The sequence below is a fragment of the Hydrogenophaga pseudoflava genome (genome assembly GCF_031020795.1).
Classification (GTDB): domain Bacteria; phylum Pseudomonadota; class Gammaproteobacteria; order Burkholderiales; family Burkholderiaceae_C; genus Hydrogenophaga; species Hydrogenophaga pseudoflava_A.
On the sequence record NZ_JAVHJP010000003.1, the window covers coordinates 553,042 to 569,591 of the forward strand.

The 16,550-nt window shown below is 67.8% G+C and carries 14 protein-coding genes and 1 pseudogene; 8 read left to right on the forward strand and 7 right to left on the reverse strand.

Annotation, left to right across the window (positions count from 1 at the left end; translation table 11 throughout):
- Nucleotides 1-30 precede the first annotated feature (30 nt).
- The 3 genes from RCO38_RS12220 to RCO38_RS12230 are packed head-to-tail and all read left to right on the forward strand — an operon-like array spanning nt 31 to nt 3,515.
- Complete coding sequence (locus RCO38_RS12220) at nt 31-2,076, forward strand: molybdopterin-containing oxidoreductase family protein (protein ID WP_308328587.1); 2,046 nt, start codon at nt 31-33, stop codon at nt 2,074-2,076.
- Nucleotides 2,073-3,167 carry an aminopeptidase gene (locus RCO38_RS12225; RefSeq protein WP_308328588.1) on the forward strand — a complete coding sequence of 365 codons (1,095 nt, stop codon included), beginning with the start codon at nt 2,073-2,075 and terminating at the stop codon, nt 3,165-3,167. The genes RCO38_RS12220 and RCO38_RS12225 overlap by 4 nt, the downstream gene beginning before the upstream one ends.
- Before the next feature lie 12 nt (nt 3,168-3,179).
- Nucleotides 3,180-3,515: a polyhydroxyalkanoic acid system family protein gene (locus RCO38_RS12230; RefSeq protein ID WP_308328589.1), complete on the forward strand. Its 336-nt coding sequence runs from the start codon at nt 3,180-3,182 to the stop codon at nt 3,513-3,515.
- A 33-nt stretch (nt 3,516-3,548) separates the two neighbouring features.
- Here RCO38_RS12230 and RCO38_RS12235 read toward each other — a convergent pair whose 3' ends face one another.
- A complete protein-coding gene (locus tag RCO38_RS12235; protein WP_308328590.1) occupies nt 3,549-3,803 on the reverse strand; it encodes an acyl-CoA-binding protein in 255 nt (84 codons plus the stop codon).
- A 239-nt stretch (nt 3,804-4,042) separates the two neighbouring features.
- Here RCO38_RS12235 and RCO38_RS12240 point away from each other — a divergent pair, with 239 nt between their 5' ends.
- Complete coding sequence (locus RCO38_RS12240; protein ID WP_308328826.1) at nt 4,043-5,467, forward strand: wax ester/triacylglycerol synthase family O-acyltransferase; 1,425 nt, start codon at nt 4,043-4,045, stop codon at nt 5,465-5,467.
- On the opposite strand, the gene RCO38_RS12245 is transcribed toward RCO38_RS12240, so the two are convergent.
- Nucleotides 5,464-6,228: a type III pantothenate kinase gene (locus tag RCO38_RS12245; protein ID WP_308328591.1), complete on the reverse strand. Its 765-nt coding sequence runs from the start codon at nt 6,226-6,228 to the stop codon at nt 5,464-5,466. The two genes, RCO38_RS12240 and RCO38_RS12245, sit on opposite strands and share 4 nt — an antisense overlap.
- 71 nt (nt 6,229-6,299) lie before the next feature.
- The gene (locus RCO38_RS12250; RefSeq protein ID WP_308328592.1) at nt 6,300-6,971 is read right to left on the reverse strand and encodes a helix-turn-helix transcriptional regulator; all 672 of its coding nucleotides are present in this window, start codon (nt 6,969-6,971) and stop codon (nt 6,300-6,302) included.
- Nucleotides 6,972-7,154: 183 nt separating this feature from the next.
- Between RCO38_RS12250 and RCO38_RS12255 the strand changes: the two genes are divergently transcribed.
- Both RCO38_RS12255 and RCO38_RS12260 read left to right on the forward strand, forming a co-directional pair.
- Nucleotides 7,155-8,393, forward strand: a complete 1,239-nt coding sequence (locus RCO38_RS12255; protein WP_308328593.1) for a sensor histidine kinase — start codon at nt 7,155-7,157, stop codon at nt 8,391-8,393.
- Nucleotides 8,394-8,396: 3 nt separating this feature from the next.
- On the forward strand, nt 8,397-9,383 hold the full coding sequence (locus RCO38_RS12260; protein WP_308328594.1) for a response regulator: 987 nt from the start codon (nt 8,397-8,399) through the stop codon (nt 9,381-9,383).
- Here RCO38_RS12260 and cqsA read toward each other — a convergent pair.
- The 4 genes and pseudogenes from cqsA to RCO38_RS12280 form a co-directional block, all read right to left on the reverse strand.
- Complete coding sequence (cqsA, locus tag RCO38_RS12265; protein WP_308328595.1) at nt 9,371-10,615, reverse strand: alpha-hydroxyketone-type quorum-sensing autoinducer synthase; 1,245 nt, start codon at nt 10,613-10,615, stop codon at nt 9,371-9,373. The genes RCO38_RS12260 and cqsA overlap by 13 nt on opposite strands.
- A 161-nt stretch (nt 10,616-10,776) precedes the next feature.
- Complete coding sequence (locus tag RCO38_RS12270; RefSeq protein WP_308328827.1) at nt 10,777-11,187, reverse strand: rhodanese-like domain-containing protein; 411 nt, start codon at nt 11,185-11,187, stop codon at nt 10,777-10,779.
- Nucleotides 11,188-11,211: 24 nt separating this feature from the next.
- Nucleotides 11,212-11,892, reverse strand: a pseudogene (locus tag RCO38_RS12275) (MBL fold metallo-hydrolase); the annotation flags it as partial.
- 23 nt (nt 11,893-11,915) lie between these two features.
- Nucleotides 11,916-12,161, reverse strand: a complete 246-nt coding sequence (locus RCO38_RS12280) for a metal-sensitive transcriptional regulator (RefSeq protein ID WP_308328596.1) — start codon at nt 12,159-12,161, stop codon at nt 11,916-11,918.
- A gap of 133 nt (nt 12,162-12,294) precedes the next feature.
- Here RCO38_RS12280 and RCO38_RS12285 point away from each other — a divergent pair, with 133 nt between their 5' ends.
- Both RCO38_RS12285 and icmF read left to right on the forward strand, forming a co-directional pair.
- Nucleotides 12,295-13,173 carry a PPK2 family polyphosphate kinase gene (locus tag RCO38_RS12285; RefSeq protein ID WP_308328597.1) on the forward strand — a complete coding sequence of 293 codons (879 nt, stop codon included), beginning with the start codon at nt 12,295-12,297 and terminating at the stop codon, nt 13,171-13,173.
- A 39-nt stretch (nt 13,174-13,212) separates the two neighbouring features.
- Nucleotides 13,213-16,506: a fused isobutyryl-CoA mutase/GTPase IcmF gene (icmF, locus tag RCO38_RS12290; protein WP_308328598.1), complete on the forward strand. Its 3,294-nt coding sequence runs from the start codon at nt 13,213-13,215 to the stop codon at nt 16,504-16,506.
- Nucleotides 16,507-16,550: the final 44 nt, after the last annotated feature.

Below are 16,550 nucleotides of genomic sequence, written 5' to 3' on the forward strand. Positions count from 1 at the left end.
GCCCCGCCTATACGCCATTCACCGCATTTCATGGCCCACAACCCCAACGAATTCACGGTTCGGGGCGCTTGCCCTCACGACTGCCCCGACACCTGTGCCCTGCTGACCACCGTGGTGGATGGCAAAGCGGTGCGCGTGACCGGCAACCCGGCCCACCGCCACACCGACGGCGCGCTGTGCACCAAGGTCTCGCGCTACCCCGAGCGCACCCACCACCCCGAGCGTCTGCTCACGCCCCTGCGACGCACCGGCCCCAAGGGCAGCGGCCGGTTCGAGCCCATCGGCTGGGACGCCGCGCTCGACGAGATCGCGACGCGGCTCACAGACATCGCCGCGCGCGACCCGCAGGCCATCGTGCCCTACAGCTACGCCGGCACGATGGGCCAGGTGCAAAGCGAGGGCATGGCCGCGCGTTTCTTCCACCAGCTCGGCGCGTCCTTCCTGGACCGCACGATCTGTGCCGCCGCCGGCGGCGAGGCCCTGGTGCAAACCTTGGGCGGCAAACTGGGCATGAAGGTCGAGCACTTCGCCGAAGCGAAGCTGATCCTGATCTGGGGCAGCAACTCCATCGCCAGCAACCTGCACTTCTGGCGCCTGGCGCAGCAAGCCAAGCGCGCGGGCGCTCGCCTGGTCTGCATCGACCCGCGCCGCAGCGAAACCGCCGACAAGTGCCACGAACACATCGCCCTGCGACCCGGCACCGACGCGGCGCTGGCGCTGGCGCTGATGCACGAACTGATCGTCAACGACTGGCTGGACCACGACTACATCGCCCGCCACACCGTGGGATGGGAATCATTGCGCGAGCGTGCACTGCAGTGGCCGCCTGAGCGCGCGGCCGAGGTCTGCGGCATCCCGGTGCAGCAGATCACCGACCTGGCCTGCGCCTATGGCACCACGCAGCCGGCGGCCATCCGCCTGAACTACGGCATGCAGCGCGTGCGGGGCGGTGGCAACGCGGTGCGCGCGGTCGCCTGCCTGCCGGCGCTGACCGGGGCCTGGCGCCATCGCGCCGGCGGCCTGCTGCTCTCGGCATCGGGCCACTTCCCGGTCGACCGCGCAGCGTTGCACCGGCCCGACCTGCTGGCCGGCCGCACGCCGCGCACCATCAACATGGTGACCATCGGCGACGACCTGCTGCGCGAATCCTCGCCATCGTTCGGCCCGAAGATCGAGGCGCTGATCGTCTACAACAGCAACCCGGTGGCGGTCGCACCCGAGTCGGCCAAGGTGGTGCAGGGCTTCGCGCGCGAGGACCTGTTCACCGTGGTGCTTGAACACTTCATGACCGACACCGCGGACCACGCCGACATCGTGCTGCCGGCCACCACCCAGCTCGAACACTGGGACATCCACACCAGCTACGGCCACACAGACGTGCTGCTCAACCGCCCCGCCATCCCTCCGGTTGGGCAGGCGCGCCCCAACACCGAGGTGTTCCGACAGCTGGCGCGGCGCATGGGCTTCGGCGATCCCTGCTTCGCCGACGACGATCAAACCCTGTGCCGCCAGACCTTCGGCGACCGGGTGGATTTCCAGCAACTGCTCGACCAAGGATTTGTCACGCTGCCGGTGCCCGAGGCGCCGTTCGCCGAGGGGGGCTTCCCGACGCCATCTGGCAAGTGTGAGTTCTTCAGCGCGCGTCTCGCGGCGCAAGGTCTGGACGGTCTGCCCGACCACCTGCCCAACCACGAGCCGGCTGGCAGCGACCCCCGCCACCCGCTGGCCATGATCTCACCGCCCGCGCGCAACTTCCTCAACTCCAGCTTCGTCAACGTGAAGAGCCTGCGCGACATCGAGGGCGAGCCGCTGCTGGAAATCAGCGCGGCCGATGCCGCCCCGCGCGGCATCGCCGACGGCGATGTGGTGCGCGTGTTCAACGAACGGGGCAGCCACCGCTGCAAGGCGCGCATTTCGCCCCGGGCGCGCGAGGGCGTGGTCAACGGCCTGGGCATCTGGTGGCGCAAGCTGGGGCTGGACGGCACCAATGTGAACGAGCTGACCAGCCAGAAGCTCACCGACCTGGGCCACGCGCCGGTGTTCTACGACTGCCTGGTGGAGGTGGAAAAGGAATGAAGCCGGTGCCTCGGCGCGTGCTGGTGGCGTTTTGCCTGGCGGCTTTGCTGTCTGGCTGCGCCTCGACGGACACCGGCCCCGCCTACTACTGGCAATCGGTGACCGGCCACCTGAAGCTGATGCACGCGGCGCGGCCGGTGCAGGACTGGCTCGACGACCCCGCCACACCGATGGCGCTGCAGCAGAAGCTGCAGCTCACGCAACGCATCCGCACGTTTGCGGTCACCGAACTGGACCTGCCCGACAACGCCAGCTACCGACGCTACGCCGACCTCCGGCGCAAGGCGGCGGTCTACAACGTGGTGGCCGCGCCCGCGCTCTCCCTGCGGCTGCAGCAGTGGTGTTTCCCGGTCGCGGGCTGTGTCGGCTACCGGGGCTATTTCGACGAGGCCCAGGCCCGGGCGTTTGCGGCCGGGCTCGGCAACGGTCTGGACGTGGCGGTCTACCCCGTGCCCGCCTATTCCACGCTGGGCTGGATGAACTGGGCCGGCGGCGACCCTTTGCTCAGCACCTTCATCGGCTACCCCGAGGGCGAGCTGGCGCGCCTGGTCTTTCACGAACTGGCCCACCAGGTGGTCTACGCCGCGGGGGACACGGTGTTCAACGAGTCGTTTGCCACGGCGGTCGAGCGCCTGGGCGGCGCACGCTGGCTGGCACAGTCCGACGAGGCTGCGCGAGTGGCCTACGCCGAGTTCGACGGCAGGCGCCAGACCTTCCGCGCACTCACCCGAACCACCCGCGAGAACCTGCAGGCGCTCTACGACGACCCCGCCCTGGACGATGCGGGCAAACGCGCCCGCAAGGCCGAACTGATGCTGGATTTCCGCCAGCGCTACGCGGAACTGCGCGAGGGCTGGGGCGGCTACAAGGGTTACGACGCCTGGGTCGCGCAGGCCAACAACGCCAGCTTTGGAGCCCAGGCCGCCTACGACCAGTGGGTGCCGGCCTTTGAAGCCCTGTTCGAGCGCGAGGGCCGAGACTTCGCACGGTTCTATGATGCGGTGCGCTCACTGGCCCGCCAGCCTGCGGCCGCACGGCAGGCCGCGCTGCAGGCCCTCGACCCCTCGGCCCGACCGCCGTCCAACCTCTGACACACACGCACCATGGCGAACATCCACATTCAGCGCAAGCACCACCTGGGCCTGGACGGCGCACGCAAAGTGGCCTGGCAGTGGGCGGAACAGGCCGAGTCCGAGTTCGACATGCAGTGCGCCTACGAAGAGGGTGTCGACGCCGACGAGGTGCACTTCTCGCGCACCGGGGCCAAGGGCTCGCTGCGGGTCACGGCCGACCATTTCGAGCTGGACGCCCAGCTCGGCTTCCTGCTGGGCGCCTTCAAGGACCGCATCGAAAGCGAGATCGTGAAGAACCTCGACGAACTGCTGGCAGCCAAGAAAAAGCCGGCGACCAAGGCGGCCGCCGGCTCGAAGAAAAAATAAGACCGGACCCGCGAAGCGGCGGGGCGTGGGGGCTTAACTCAGCGACGCGATCAGGTCGATGTACTGCTGTTGGGCATCGTCCTGCGAGATGCCCTTCAGGCTGTTCCAGGCGTCCCACTTGGCGCGGCCGACCATGTCACCGAAGCCGGGCTTCTTCTCGGTGTTGTCGCCCACCGTGCCCTGCTTGTACAAGCCGTAGATCTTGAGCAGCGTGGCGTTGTCGGGGCGCTCGCTGAGGTTCTTGGACTGGGCAACGGCGGCATCGAAGCGGGACTGGAGGTCGGACATGAAGGTCTCCGTGAGTGGGGGGGTGGCCCGGACCGGGGCTAGGGGAGGCCCGGTATCTTACGGTTGCGTCTGCCCCCAGAATAGACGCCGCCACCCAATCACCACCAGCCCCGGACCCACGGGGCACCGCAGGAGACAGCATGGTCACGCGCATCCGCAAAGGCACCTCCCCATCCGAGCCCCGGAACCGCAGCGCCCTGCAGTCGGTGGCCGGCGTCCTGGGCCTCGAGGGCGAACGCATGAGCAAGGTGGACACCGCCTGGCTGCGCATGGACTCGGACATCAACCTGATGATGATCGTGGGCGTCTGGATCCTGCGCCCGGGCATCACCCGCGAGGCGCTGGCACAGCGGGTGCAGGAGAAGTTGCTGGGTTACCGGCGCTTCCGGCAGACCGCACGGCTGGACGCGGCCGGTGCCCACTGGCGCGACGACCCCGACTTCTCGATCGACCGGCATGTGGTCACGCACAGCCTGGTGCGCCGCCGCGGCCAGGACGCCCAGGCCGCGCTGCAGGCACGCGCCGGAGCGCTGGCCATGGTGCCGCTGGACCCGGCGCACCCGCTGTGGCAGTTCGAGCTGATCGAGGACTATCAGGGCGGCTCGGCGCTGATCGCGCGCATCCACCACTGCATCGCCGACGGCATCGCGCTGATCGGCGTGATGATGAGTCTGGTCGACGGCGGCACCGAACCGCCGAAGCGAAAACCCAGGGCGCACAGACAAGGGCTGGAAGCGGCCGAGGACTGGGTGGCCGACACGCTGATCCGGCCGTTCGGTGACATTGCCGCGCGGGCCCTGGACGCCGCCGGCGGGGGGGCGGCGAAGTCGCTGTCGATGCTGGCAGCGCCCCAGCAAGGATTGGGGGATACGCTGGACCAGGCCATGGAAGTGGCGCGCATGGGCGGCCAGCTGGCGAGTGATCTGGCGGCGCTGGCGCTCATGCCCGACGACTCGCCCACGCGGCTCAAGGGCGCCCCCAAAGGCGAGAAGCGGGTGGCCTGGTGCCAGCCGATCCCGCTGGTCGAGGTCAAGGCCATCGGCAAGGCACTCAACTGCTCGGTCAACGACGTGCTGCTCAGCTGCGTGGCCGGCGCCATCGCCGGCTACCTGCGCCAGCACGGCGACGACCCGGCGGGCCAGGAAATCCGAGCCATGGTGCCGATCAACCTGCGGCCGATGGAGGAGGCCTGGAAGCTGGGCAACCGTTTTGGCCTGATTCCGCTGGTGTTGCCCATCGGCATCGCCAACCCGATCGAGCGTGTCTACGCGGTGCGCGCGCGCATGAACGCGCTCAAGGGCAGCCTGCAGCCGCTGCTGACCTTCGGCCTGCTCTCGGTGGCGGGGCTGCTGATCAAGCCGGCGCAGGACGCCATGCTCAGCCTGTTCGGCCGCAAAACCACGGCCGTCATGACCAACGTACCCGGTCCTGGCGAGAAGCTGAAGTTCTGCGGCGCCACGCTGGAACAGACCATGTTCTGGGTGCCGCAGACCGGCACCGTCGGCCTGGGCGTCTCGATCCTGAGCTACGGCGGCGGTGTGCAGTTCGGCGTGATCGCCGACAGCGCGCTCTGCCCCGACCCGCAGCGCATCATCGACGCCTTCGAACCGGAGTTTGCGCAGTTGCTGGCCGTGACCCTGATGCTGCCGTGGGGCGAGGTCTAACCGAACCGCTTGTGGGCGATTTCGAGCAGGCCGTCGAAGATCAGGCTGTCCACCAGCTCACATGGGGTGGACATGCTGGGCGCCATCTTCCAGCCCGCGCCACCGGTCATGTAGCAGACCGGGTCCTCGCCGCAGTGCTGGCGCAGGTTGTCCCACATGCGCTGCACGGCACCGGCGATCGCGAAGGTGCCACCGCTGGTGAGCGCGTCGCTGGTGTTGGTCGGGAAGTCGCGCACCTCGCCGGTGGGCACGTGCAGCCCGGCGGTGCCGGACTCCAGCGCACGCAGCATGATGCCGTGGCCCGGCAGGATGATGCCGCCCAGAAAGCGGCCGGCCGCATCGATCGCCTCGACCGTCACGGCGGTGCCGACCATGACCACCACGCAGGGCCGGGCGGCCCCCTGCTGCAGCAGCCGCTGCCGCGCGCCAATCATGGCCACCCAGCGGTCGGAGCCCAGGCGGGCCGGGTGGTCGTAGCCGTTGCTCAGCCCCGCTTCCGCAGCGCTGGACACCACCCACTGCGGCGTCACGTCCCACTGTTCCAGCTGCTCCTCGACCCGCCGCTTCACGGCGTCGCCCGCCACGACGCAGCCCAGCACCCGCGTCGGCGCCGGCAGTCCGCTCCAGTCGCCTTCGGCCAGCTTCTCGATGTTCTCCAGGAACTGCGCACCATGCGCCAGCAGGCGCCCTCCCACACGGGGGGCGTCATACAGCGCCCACTTCAATCGCGTGTTGCCAACGTCCAGCGCCAGTAAGGTCATGCGGGGAATTATGAACAAGGCCCGGGGCGCACTTTGCGGCAATGCAGCATCTTCAGCGCGGACACCCGGGTTCAGATCAACCCGATCCAGCAGGCGCGCTGCACCGCAGAGAGCTTGTTGTCGGTCTTGAGTTTGGCCATGGCGTTGGCCAGGTGGTAGTTGACGGTGCGCTCCGAGCAGTCCATGCGTTGTGCGGTCTCGCGGGCTGTCAGTCCCTCGAAGGCGTAATTCAGGCTTTCCTGCTCGCGGGGACTGAGGGTCACCCGCTGCTCGGCGATGGCGCGGCGCAGCATCGGCCAGATGTTGTAGGCCGACCAGGCCAGGGCCGCCGCTTCCGAGCGGTCGGCGAACGCCCGGGGGCTGAACATGAAGCACTCGAAGGCGCGCCCCGCCGGCAGGCTGAAGGCCACGCGGACCAAGGTCTGGTGCCCGTGGGCCAGCCACAGTCTGCGCCAGCGGCTGGAGGGCTCGGCATAGGCTGCCTTGGAAATGTCCTGCCAGGCCACCAGAGGTGCGTCGCTGTCGCGCCAGCTGGCGCCAAAGTCGGTGCTCGCGGCCAGCGCCTCGGCGGCACTGAGCAGGCGCGGGGGATGCACCGCCAGCACCTCGCGCTCGTCGCGCCCCCCCATCGGATTGGGCCCCATGACCAGCACCGCCTCGACGCCGGAATCGCGCAGGGCGCGCACCCAATCGGCCAAAATGGCGTCCACGCCCACGCTGTCAAAATTGACAGGAAGGGTCATGACGGGCGAGGTCCCGTTGCCGGGACAATGAACCCGCCCGCCAGAAGACGTCGGGCTGGCAACGTCGGTCGACGCTGGAAGGAATACATGTTGCAGTGGGACCGTCTGAGGGTTCACAACGCCAGGCTGAGGTTCTGGCGCTGGGTGGTGGACGAAATTGTCCGCGCACCTCTGGAGCCTATTTTGCATCCTTCGACGGCCCGCCTCCAGTGGCTGGGCGTCTTCACCTTCGGCGGACACTTCATCTTCGGGTGGCTGTGGGGTCAGGCCCTGCCGCAACCCTTCGAGCTGTTTGCGGTGCGGGTGGTGCTGGCCATGACCGGACTGCTGCTGCTGCATCCGCGCGTGAACCGGGATCTGCAGTCCAAGACCAGCATCCAGGTGTTCGGGCTCATCTTCTGGCTGCAGCTGCCGCTGTTTTTCGGGTGGATGTTCCTGATGAACGAAGGCAACAAGGTCTGGCTGGCCAGCGTGTGCAGCATGATCCTGATCTACTTCCACATCACCGACTGGCGACTGGCCTCGCTGGGCTGCATCACCGGGTTTGCGGTCGCCGCGGCGCTGTTCCTGCTCACCGGCACGCAGCAGACCTGGGCCGGCATCGAGCCAGAGAACCTCACCCTCATCGCGTTCTCGTTTGTCATGAGCCTCATGCTCGGCATGTCCGGCGCGAACCTGCGCCGGGTCCGGCTGATCAACACGCTCAGCACCATGGGCGTGATGGCGCATGAGCTGCGCACGCCCCTGGCCACGGTGAACCTGGTCGGTGATGTGCTGCGCGGACTGGCCCAGCACGACGTGCCCGAGCCCAAGCGCCGGAAGCTGGAGGAACTGGCGCAGAGGTTGCAGAACCTGGTGCGCACCATGAACCGGCAGATCGACACCCAGATCTCCAACGCCCAGCTGCTGCGGCTGCCCCGGCCCACCACCCACCTCACCGCCTTCGAGCTGGTGCAGGACGTGCTCGGCCAGTACCCTTTCCGCTCTCCGCGCGAGCGCGAGTGCGTGCAGCTGGTGCTGGAAGAGGACTTCGGCTTCCTGGGGTCTCGCGCCCAGTTTTCACAGGTTCTGGTCAACCTGATCAAAAATGCCATGCACGCGCTGGCCGCCTCCGGCGATGCGCCCAAGCCGGGCGACCTGCGGGTGGAGGTGACGGTGCGGGACGGACTGGGCCGGATCGTGGTGGCCGACAAGGGCACCGGCATCCCGCTGCAGAAGCAGCACCGCATCTTCGAGCCTTTCTATTCCCTGCAGAGCAGCGTCGGCAACGGACTGGGACTGACGTTCTGCAAGAACGTGGTGGAGGCGTCCGACGGCCGGCTGCTCCTGTCGTCCCAGCCCGGTCACGGCGCATCGTTCACGATCGTGCTGCCCCTGCGGGACGAGCGTGCCCCCTTCATCCCGCCCACGAGTACACACTGAGCCATGGCTTTCAACTTTCCGCTGTACCACCGTTCGGGAAGCCTGATCTTTCTGGACGACGACATCGACTACCTGGAAATGCTCGGCATGGTGGTGCCCAGCTTCCTCCAGGTCGAGCTGTTCTCACGACCGACGGCTTTCATCGCCCGGATGAACGACGAGCCCGCGCGCTGGGAAGCCGACGCCGGCCACCACCTGCAGATGATCGATCGCTGGCGCCACGGCCACCACCTGCTCCCGCAGGTGCTGCGCTACTGGGGCTCGAACCCGGCGCGCTACCAGCTGGCGCAGACCTGCGTGGTGGACTTCGCCATGCCCGGCATCGATGGCCTGAAGGTGCTCGAAACCCTGGTGGACTGGCCGGGCTCACGCATCCTGCTGACCGGACAGGCCGACGAACAGATCGCGATCCAGGCCTTCAACAACGGGCTGATCGACCAGTTCATCCCCAAGCAGACCGCGGACATCGCCGGGCGCCTGATGACCACCCTCATCAAGCTGGCCCGGCGAGCGCATCCGCGGTTGAACACCGTCTGGCGCACGGCCATGCAGTCGCACCACCAGGCCATCCTCGAAGTGCCGTCGGTCACCGATGCGCTTCTGGGCCGGGCCCGCTCCCAGTGGGTCGAGTACGTCGTGCTCGATGAACCGTTCGGCATGCTGGGGCTGACCGCGGAGGGCCGCTGCGAGTGGCTGCAGCTCGAACCATCCTCGGGCCTGAAAGACGTGGCGGATCTCGCCCGCTCGGCCGGCCTTGGGTTCGACGTGGTGCAGGCGATCCAGAACGGCCGGCAGCTCCCGGCCGTCGAGCTGCACCAGCAGCTGGGCCTGCGCGGGCCGATCCGCACCGAACCGGCCTTTGCAGTGGGCGACGACGGCCAGCTCATCGGCGCCCTGTTCCCGCTGGCCGAGGCCGATCTGCCGCAGCCGATCTACCCGTACCGCAACTTCCTTGACATGCACGGCGTGCGCACCATTCACGACAGCTGAGCACCGCCGCGCTGGCGGCGGGCGGCCGCCCACTCCCAGGGCCGGACCCTGTCCGCGACCAGCTGTGCGGCCGATTCCACATGGTCGAGCTCCGCCTCGGTGAGCGCCGAGTGCAGGGTCATGCGCGCCAGCGACCGGTTGCGACTGGTGGCCGGGGCACCAAAGAACGCGGTATGCACCCCCTGCGCATCCAGCTCGTCGCGCACGAGGATCGTGGCCGGCTCCGGGCCCGCTTCGAGCGCGATGATCTGCTCGGTGCCCTGGTCGATCGGATAGCCCATCCCGGTGAGCGCGCTGCGGATGCGGCGGGTCACCCGCCGCAGGTTCTCCCGTGCGGCGTCGGCCTGCTGCAGCACGTCCACCGTCGCCGCCAGACCAGCCGCTTCGTGCGGCAGCACGCAGGAACTGAAGATGTTGGGGAAGCTCGACGTGAGGATGTGGTAACGCAGGCGGGCCGGCGCGGTGAAGAAGCCGGCCCGGCCGGCCATGGCCTTGGCCAGGCTCGCGGAAATGAAATGCACCCGGTCCGTGACACCGAGCTGGGCGCACAGGCCGGCGCCCGAAGGGCCGTGGGTGCCCAGCGAGTGCGACTCGTCGACCAGGATCATCGAGCCGTGCCGCTCCACCACCTCCAGCATCTCCAGCAGCGGACACACCGCGCCGGTCGTGCTGTAGACCGAGTCCACCGCCACCAGCCCAGGCCCGTGACGGCCCATGAGCTTGTCCAGATGCTGAGGGTCGTTGTGCCGGAACACCTGCAAGGGCGCGCGGGCTGCGTGGGCGCCTTCCCACAGCGAGGCGTGTGCCTGCCCGTCCAGATACACCGGCGTGTCCGGATTCGCCACCGACTGGATCAGGCCCACATTGGCCGCGTAGCCGGACTGGCACACGAATCCGTCCTCCTTGCCCACCCAGTGCGCGAGCTTCAGTTCGAGGTTGCGGGTCGGGTGTTCGTCGTGCAGGAACACACCGGACTGCACGGCGAAACCACCGCTGCGGGTCAGCGCCTCCACCTGGGCCCGCACGATGTCCGGGTGGCCGGACACCGACAGGTAGTCGTTGCCGTCCAGACGCACCGAATTGGGGCCAGGACGTGCGCCCTGTACCGCGAACCGACCCTGCCACAGGTCGTTCCAGCGGGGCAGGAAGTCCTTCTGGATCCGCGCCTCCAGCGCGGCCGTCAGGCGGGGGGAGGTGCGTTGCGTTTCAAGGGCGTGGTCCAGCAGTTCCATGGGATGCTCCTGTAAAAAGAAGAACCCATTGAAAAAACTTGTAGGACGAAAAACGCCCCCTCCCTGTCAGCCTTAGCAGGGGTGGTTACGCTTTCTTCTCAAGTTTGAAGCTGTCTTTCCGATAAGCGGCGCGCCGCCGGCAGGCAACGGTTCGCCTGTGCTCAGTTCTGGCGCCAGGGCAGGCCGTGAAACCGCCAGCCACCCTTGCGGCCCCGCTGGCCATGGGCATCGGGGTCTCCCTCGAAGCCTTCGAGGATGTTGTAGGCCTGCAGCCCCAGCTCCGTGGCACGCCGGGCGGCCGCCACCGAGCGCACCCCGCTGCGGCACAGCAGCACCAGCTTGCGCCCGCCCTCGGCCGCGCCACGCACCGCCTCGTCGAAGCCGGCGTTCATGGCCATGCCCGGCCACTGCTTCCAGGCCACCGGCAGCGCGCAGGGCACGAAGCCCACCCATTCGCGTTCGGCATCGGTGCGCACATCCACCAGCACCGCCTCGCCCTGCTGCACCCACTGCCAGGCCAGCTGGGGCGACACGTCGCCCGCGTAGCCGCCCTGCCCGCTGCGCGGCTGCATCAGCAGCACGCCATCGGCGTCATGGCGCAACCCGGAGCTGAGATTGGCAGGCACGGCCTCGTCGATGCGACGCGGCCTGGGCAGGTTCAGGCTGTCCATGATGGCCACGAACTCGGCCTCGGTCTTGCCGGCCACGCGCGGGTTGCCGGCCTTCTCGCGGCCGATGGTCGACGACGTTCGGCCCTGGTAGTCGTGCCCTGGCCACACGGTGGTGCCATCGGGCAGCGCAAAAAGCACCTGCGTGAGGCTGCGGTAGAGATCGACCGCGCTGCCCGACTGGAAGTCGGTGCGGCCACAGCCGCCGATCAGCAGCGCGTCGCCGGTGAAGACGTGGTCGCGCCAGAGGTAGCTCATGCTGCCGGCCGTGTGGCCCGGCGTGTGCAGGGCGCGCAGGCGTTCGCCGCCGAATTCGAGCTCTTCACCGTCCTGCAGTTGCCGGCCCGCAGTGCCGATGCCACAGCCCGCCGGCGCGGCCGTGCGGGCGCCCGCCAGTTCGGCCAGCTTGCCGGCGCTGGTGATGTGGTCGGCATGGGCATGGGTTTCCAGCGCCCAGACCAGGCGCAGCCCGTATTCGCGCAGCATCGCCAGGTCGCGCTCGATCTGCTCGTCGACCGGGTCGATGATCACCGCGTCGCGCGTGGTCTGGTCGAACAGCAGGTAGGTGTAGGTGCTCGACGCCGGGTCGAACAGCTGGATGGGTTTCATGGCAGGACCTGAAGGGCTGTGGGTCAGGAAAAGCGGGCCAGCATGTCGGCCACGTCGTCGGGTGGCATGTCGCCCTGGGCGATCACGCAGCCGACCATGGCGAAGAAGCTCTTGTCCAGCGCCTTGCGGGCGGCCGAAAGCTGCTGGGCCACCGCTTCACAGTCGGCGTCGGACTCCAGCAACTTCTGGATGCCTCGCAACTGGCCCTCGACGCGCTTGAGGCGCAGCACCAGGGCACGTTTGCGTTCGGGGTCGTGGACGGTGGGCATCGGTCTCTTTCTGCAGGGCGGCGGCCGCAAGATTCTAGGCTTGGGCGGGCTTCCCCCATGGTGTATCCGCACGGGCTGCGTTAACATTCGAATTTACGTTTACGTAAACGTCAAACACCCTGCGGATACCCTCATGAACATCCAGAACGGCTTGGATCCGGCGGCTTTCGAGGCGCTGCACGCACCGGCGGGCAGCGCCTGGGCCCGGTGGCAGATCGGTCCGGGACCGGCACGGCGCCAGATCCGTCTGAAGGACTTCGACCCGGGAGACAAGCCCTTCTCCAAGGGCAGCAAGGCCGAGGACCAGGCACGGGTGCAGACCCTGGCGCGCGAGATCGACGAACTGCAGAACCTGTTCTACGCCGACGGGCGTCACAAGCTGCTGGTGGTCCTGCAGGGCACCGACACCTCGGGCAAGGACGGCACCATCCGCGGTGTGTTCGGCCAGACCAGCCCGCTGGGCGTGCACACCGTGGGCTGGAAAGCGCCCACCGAGCCCGAGCGTGCGCACGACTACCTCTGGCGCATCCACCAGCAGGTGCCGGCCGCCGGCCACATCACCGTGTTCAACCGCAGCCACTACGAGGATGTGCTGGTGCCGGTGGTCAACGACTGGATCACCCCGGCACAGACGAAGCAGCGCTACCAGCACATCAACGACTTCGAACGCCTGTTGGCCGAAACCGGCACCGTGGTCCTGAAGTTCATGCTGCACATCAGCGCCGACGAGCAGCGCGAGCGCCTGCAGGAACGCGTGGACGACGTCACCAAACACTGGAAGTTCAGCCTGGGCGACCTGGAGGTGCGCAAGCAGTGGGCGCAGTACCAGCAGGCCTACGAAGACCTGCTGGAAGCCACTTCGACCGCCTGGGCGCCCTGGACCGTGGTGCCCGCCAACTCCAAGACGCACCGCAACCTGATGATCGCGACCATCGTGCGCGACACGCTCCAGGCGCTGGACCTTCGCTTTCCTCCTGAAGACCCGGTCCTCAAGGGACTGCGGATCGAATAAACGCCCACCCCGACAAGCCCACCCGAGAGAGACCCCACCATGACCGACCTGTCCGCCGACTTCAAGGCCCTGGCCAGCTACCGCCCCACGAACAAGGTGCGCTTCGTCACCGCCGCAAGCCTGTTCGACGGCCACGACGCGGCCATCAACATCATGCGCCGCATCCTGCAGGGCATGGGCGCCGAGGTGATCCACCTGGGCCACAACCGCTCGGTGGACGACGTGGTCACGGCCGCCCTGCAGGAAGACGTGCAGGGCATCGCCATCAGCTCCTACCAGGGCGGCCATGTGGAGTACTTCAAGTACATGGTGGACCTGCTGCGCCAGCGCGGCGGCGCGCACATCCAGGTCTTCGGCGGCGGCGGTGGCGTGATCGTGCCGGCCGAGATCCGCGAACTGCACGCCTACGGCGTGGGCCGCATCTACAGTCCGGAAGACGGCCAGCGCATGGGCCTGCAGGGCATGATCGGCGAGATGGTGATGCGCTGCGACCAGGACCTCAGCGGCCATGCACCCAAGGCCATCGACGCGATCCAGGGCCATGGCGAGATGGCCTGGCGCGCGCTGGCGCAGCTCATCACCGCGCTGGAAAACGGCAAGGCCGAGGCGGCGGTTCTGGATGCGGTGCGCCAGGCCGCGGCGGGCATCCGGACGCCCGTGCTGGGCATCACCGGCACCGGCGGTGCGGGCAAGTCCAGCCTCACCGACGAGCTGATCCGCCGCATCCGGCTGGACCAGGACGACGCGTTGCGCGTGGCCGTGATCTCCATCGACCCCAGCCGCCGCAAGAGCGGCGGCGCCCTGCTGGGCGACCGCATCCGCATGAACGCGATCACGCCGTGGCAGAAGGGCCCGCGCGTCTACATGCGCTCGCTCGCCACGCGCGACACCAGCAGCGAAATCAGCGCCGCCCTGCCCGACGTGGTGGCGGCCTGCAAGGTGGCGGGCTTCGACCTGATCGTGGTCGAGACCTCGGGCATCGGCCAGGGCGATGCGGCCATCGTGCCGCACGTGGACATTCCGATGTACGTGATGACGCCCGAGTTCGGCGCCGCCAGCCAGCTCGAAAAAATCGACATGCTCGATTTCGCCGAGTTCGTGGCGATCAACAAGTTCGACCGCAAGGGCGCAGCCGACGCGCTGCGCGACGTGGCCAAGCAGGTGCAGCGCAACCGCGAGGCCTTCACCGTCATGCCCGATCAGATGCCGGTGTTCGGCACCATGGCCGCGCGCTTCAACGACGACGGCGTGACCGCGCTCTACCAGGCACTCAAGGCACGCCTGATCGAGAAAGGCCTGAAGCTCGCCGACGGCCGGCTGCCGCTGGTGAACGTGCGCCACAGCACCAACCAGACACCCATCGTGCCGCCCGCGCGCACCCGCTACCTGGCCGAGATCTCGGACACCGTGCGCGGCTACAAGAGGAAGGCGCGCGAACAGGCGAAACTGGCGCGCGAGATCCAGCAGCTGCGCGCCGCCGCCGCCATGCTGGCGGTGGACAAGCCCAACCGGCCCAAGGCGTCCGAAGCGGCCATCGACCTGGCGCAGACCCGCGAACTGGTGCAGGACCCGGCCGCACGCAAGCTGCTGGCCCAGTGGCCCGACATGCAGAAGGCCTACGCGGGCGACGAGTACGTGGTGAAGATCCGCGACAAGGAAATCCGCACCGCACTCACCACCAAGAGCCTGTCCGGCACCACCATCCGCAAGGTCGCGCTGCCGCAGTACGAGGACCACGGCGAGATCCTCAAGTGGCTGATGCTGGACAACGTGCCGGGCAGCTTCCCCTACACCTCCGGCACCTTCGCCTTCAAGCGCGAGGGCGAGGACCCGACCCGCATGTTCGCGGGCGAAGGCGACCCCTTCCGCACCAACCGCCGCTTCAAGCTGGTCAGCGAAGGCATGCCGGCCAAGCGCCTGTCCACCGCCTTCGACTCGGTCACGCTCTACGGCAACGACCCCGACCTGCGGCCCGACATCTACGGCAAGGTGGGCAACAGCGGCGTGAACGTGGCGACGCTGGACGACATGAAGGTGCTGTACAGCGGCTTCGACCTCTGCAACCCGACCACCAGCGTGTCGATGACCATCAACGGGCCGGCGCCGTCCATCCTGGCGATGTTCATGAACACCGCCATCGACCAGAACCTGGAGAAATTCCAGGCCGAGAACGGCCGCGAACCGACCGACACCGAGGCCGCCAAGATCCGCGAGTGGGTGCTGGCCAATGTGCGCGGGACGGTGCAGGCCGACATCCTGAAAGAAGACCAGGGCCAGAACACCTGCATCTTCTCGACCGAGTTCTCGCTCAAGGTCATGGGCGACATCGCCGAGTACTTCGTGCACCACGACGTGCGCAACTTCTACTCGGTGTCGATCTCGGGCTACCACATCGCCGAGGCCGGCGCCAACCCGATCAGCCAGCTGGCCTTCACGCTGTCCAACGGCTTCACCTTCGTGGAGGCGTACCTGGCGCGCGGCATGCACATCGACGACTTCGCGCCCAACCTGAGCTTCTTCTTCAGCAACGGCATGGACCCGGAGTACACCGTGCTGGGCCGCGTGGCGCGCCGCATCTGGGCAGTGGCCATGAAAGAGAAATACGGCGCCAACGAACGCAGCCAGAAGCTCAAGTACCACATCCAGACCAGCGGCCGCAGCCTGCACGCGCAGGAGATCCAGTTCAACGACATCCGCACGACCCTGCAGGCGCTGATCGCGATCTACGACAACTGCAACTCGCTGCACACCAATGCCTTCGACGAGGCGATCACCACGCCGACCGAAGACTCGGTGCGCCGCGCCATGGCGATCCAGCTGATCATCAACCGCGAGTGGGGCCTGGCCAAGAACGAGAACCCCAACCAGGGCAGTTTCATCATCGACGAGCTGACCGAACTGGTGGAAGAAGCGGTGCTGGCCGAGTTCGAGAAGATCGCCGAGCGCGGCGGCGTGCTGGGCGCGATGGAGACCGGCTACCAGCGCAGCAAGATCCAGGAAGAGAGCATGCACTACGAGATGCTCAAGCACACCGGCGAGTACCCCATCATCGGCGTCAACACCTTCCGCAATCCCAAGGGCGACCCCGTACCCGAGTCCATCGAACTCGCGCGCTCGACCGACGACGAGAAGCAGAGCCAGCTGCAGCGCCTGGCCGATTTCCATGCCCGCCATGCGGACGAGGCGCCGGTGCAGCTGGCGCGCCTGAAGCAGGCCGTGATCGAGAACCGCAACGTGTTCGAGGTGCTGATGGACGCGGTGCGCTGCTGCAGCCTGGGGCAGATCACCAGCGCGTTGTTCGAGGTGGGTGGTCAATACCGGCGCAACATGTGATTCTTCAAACGGGACGGGGTTGCTAGACTCCCGTGGCCCATATG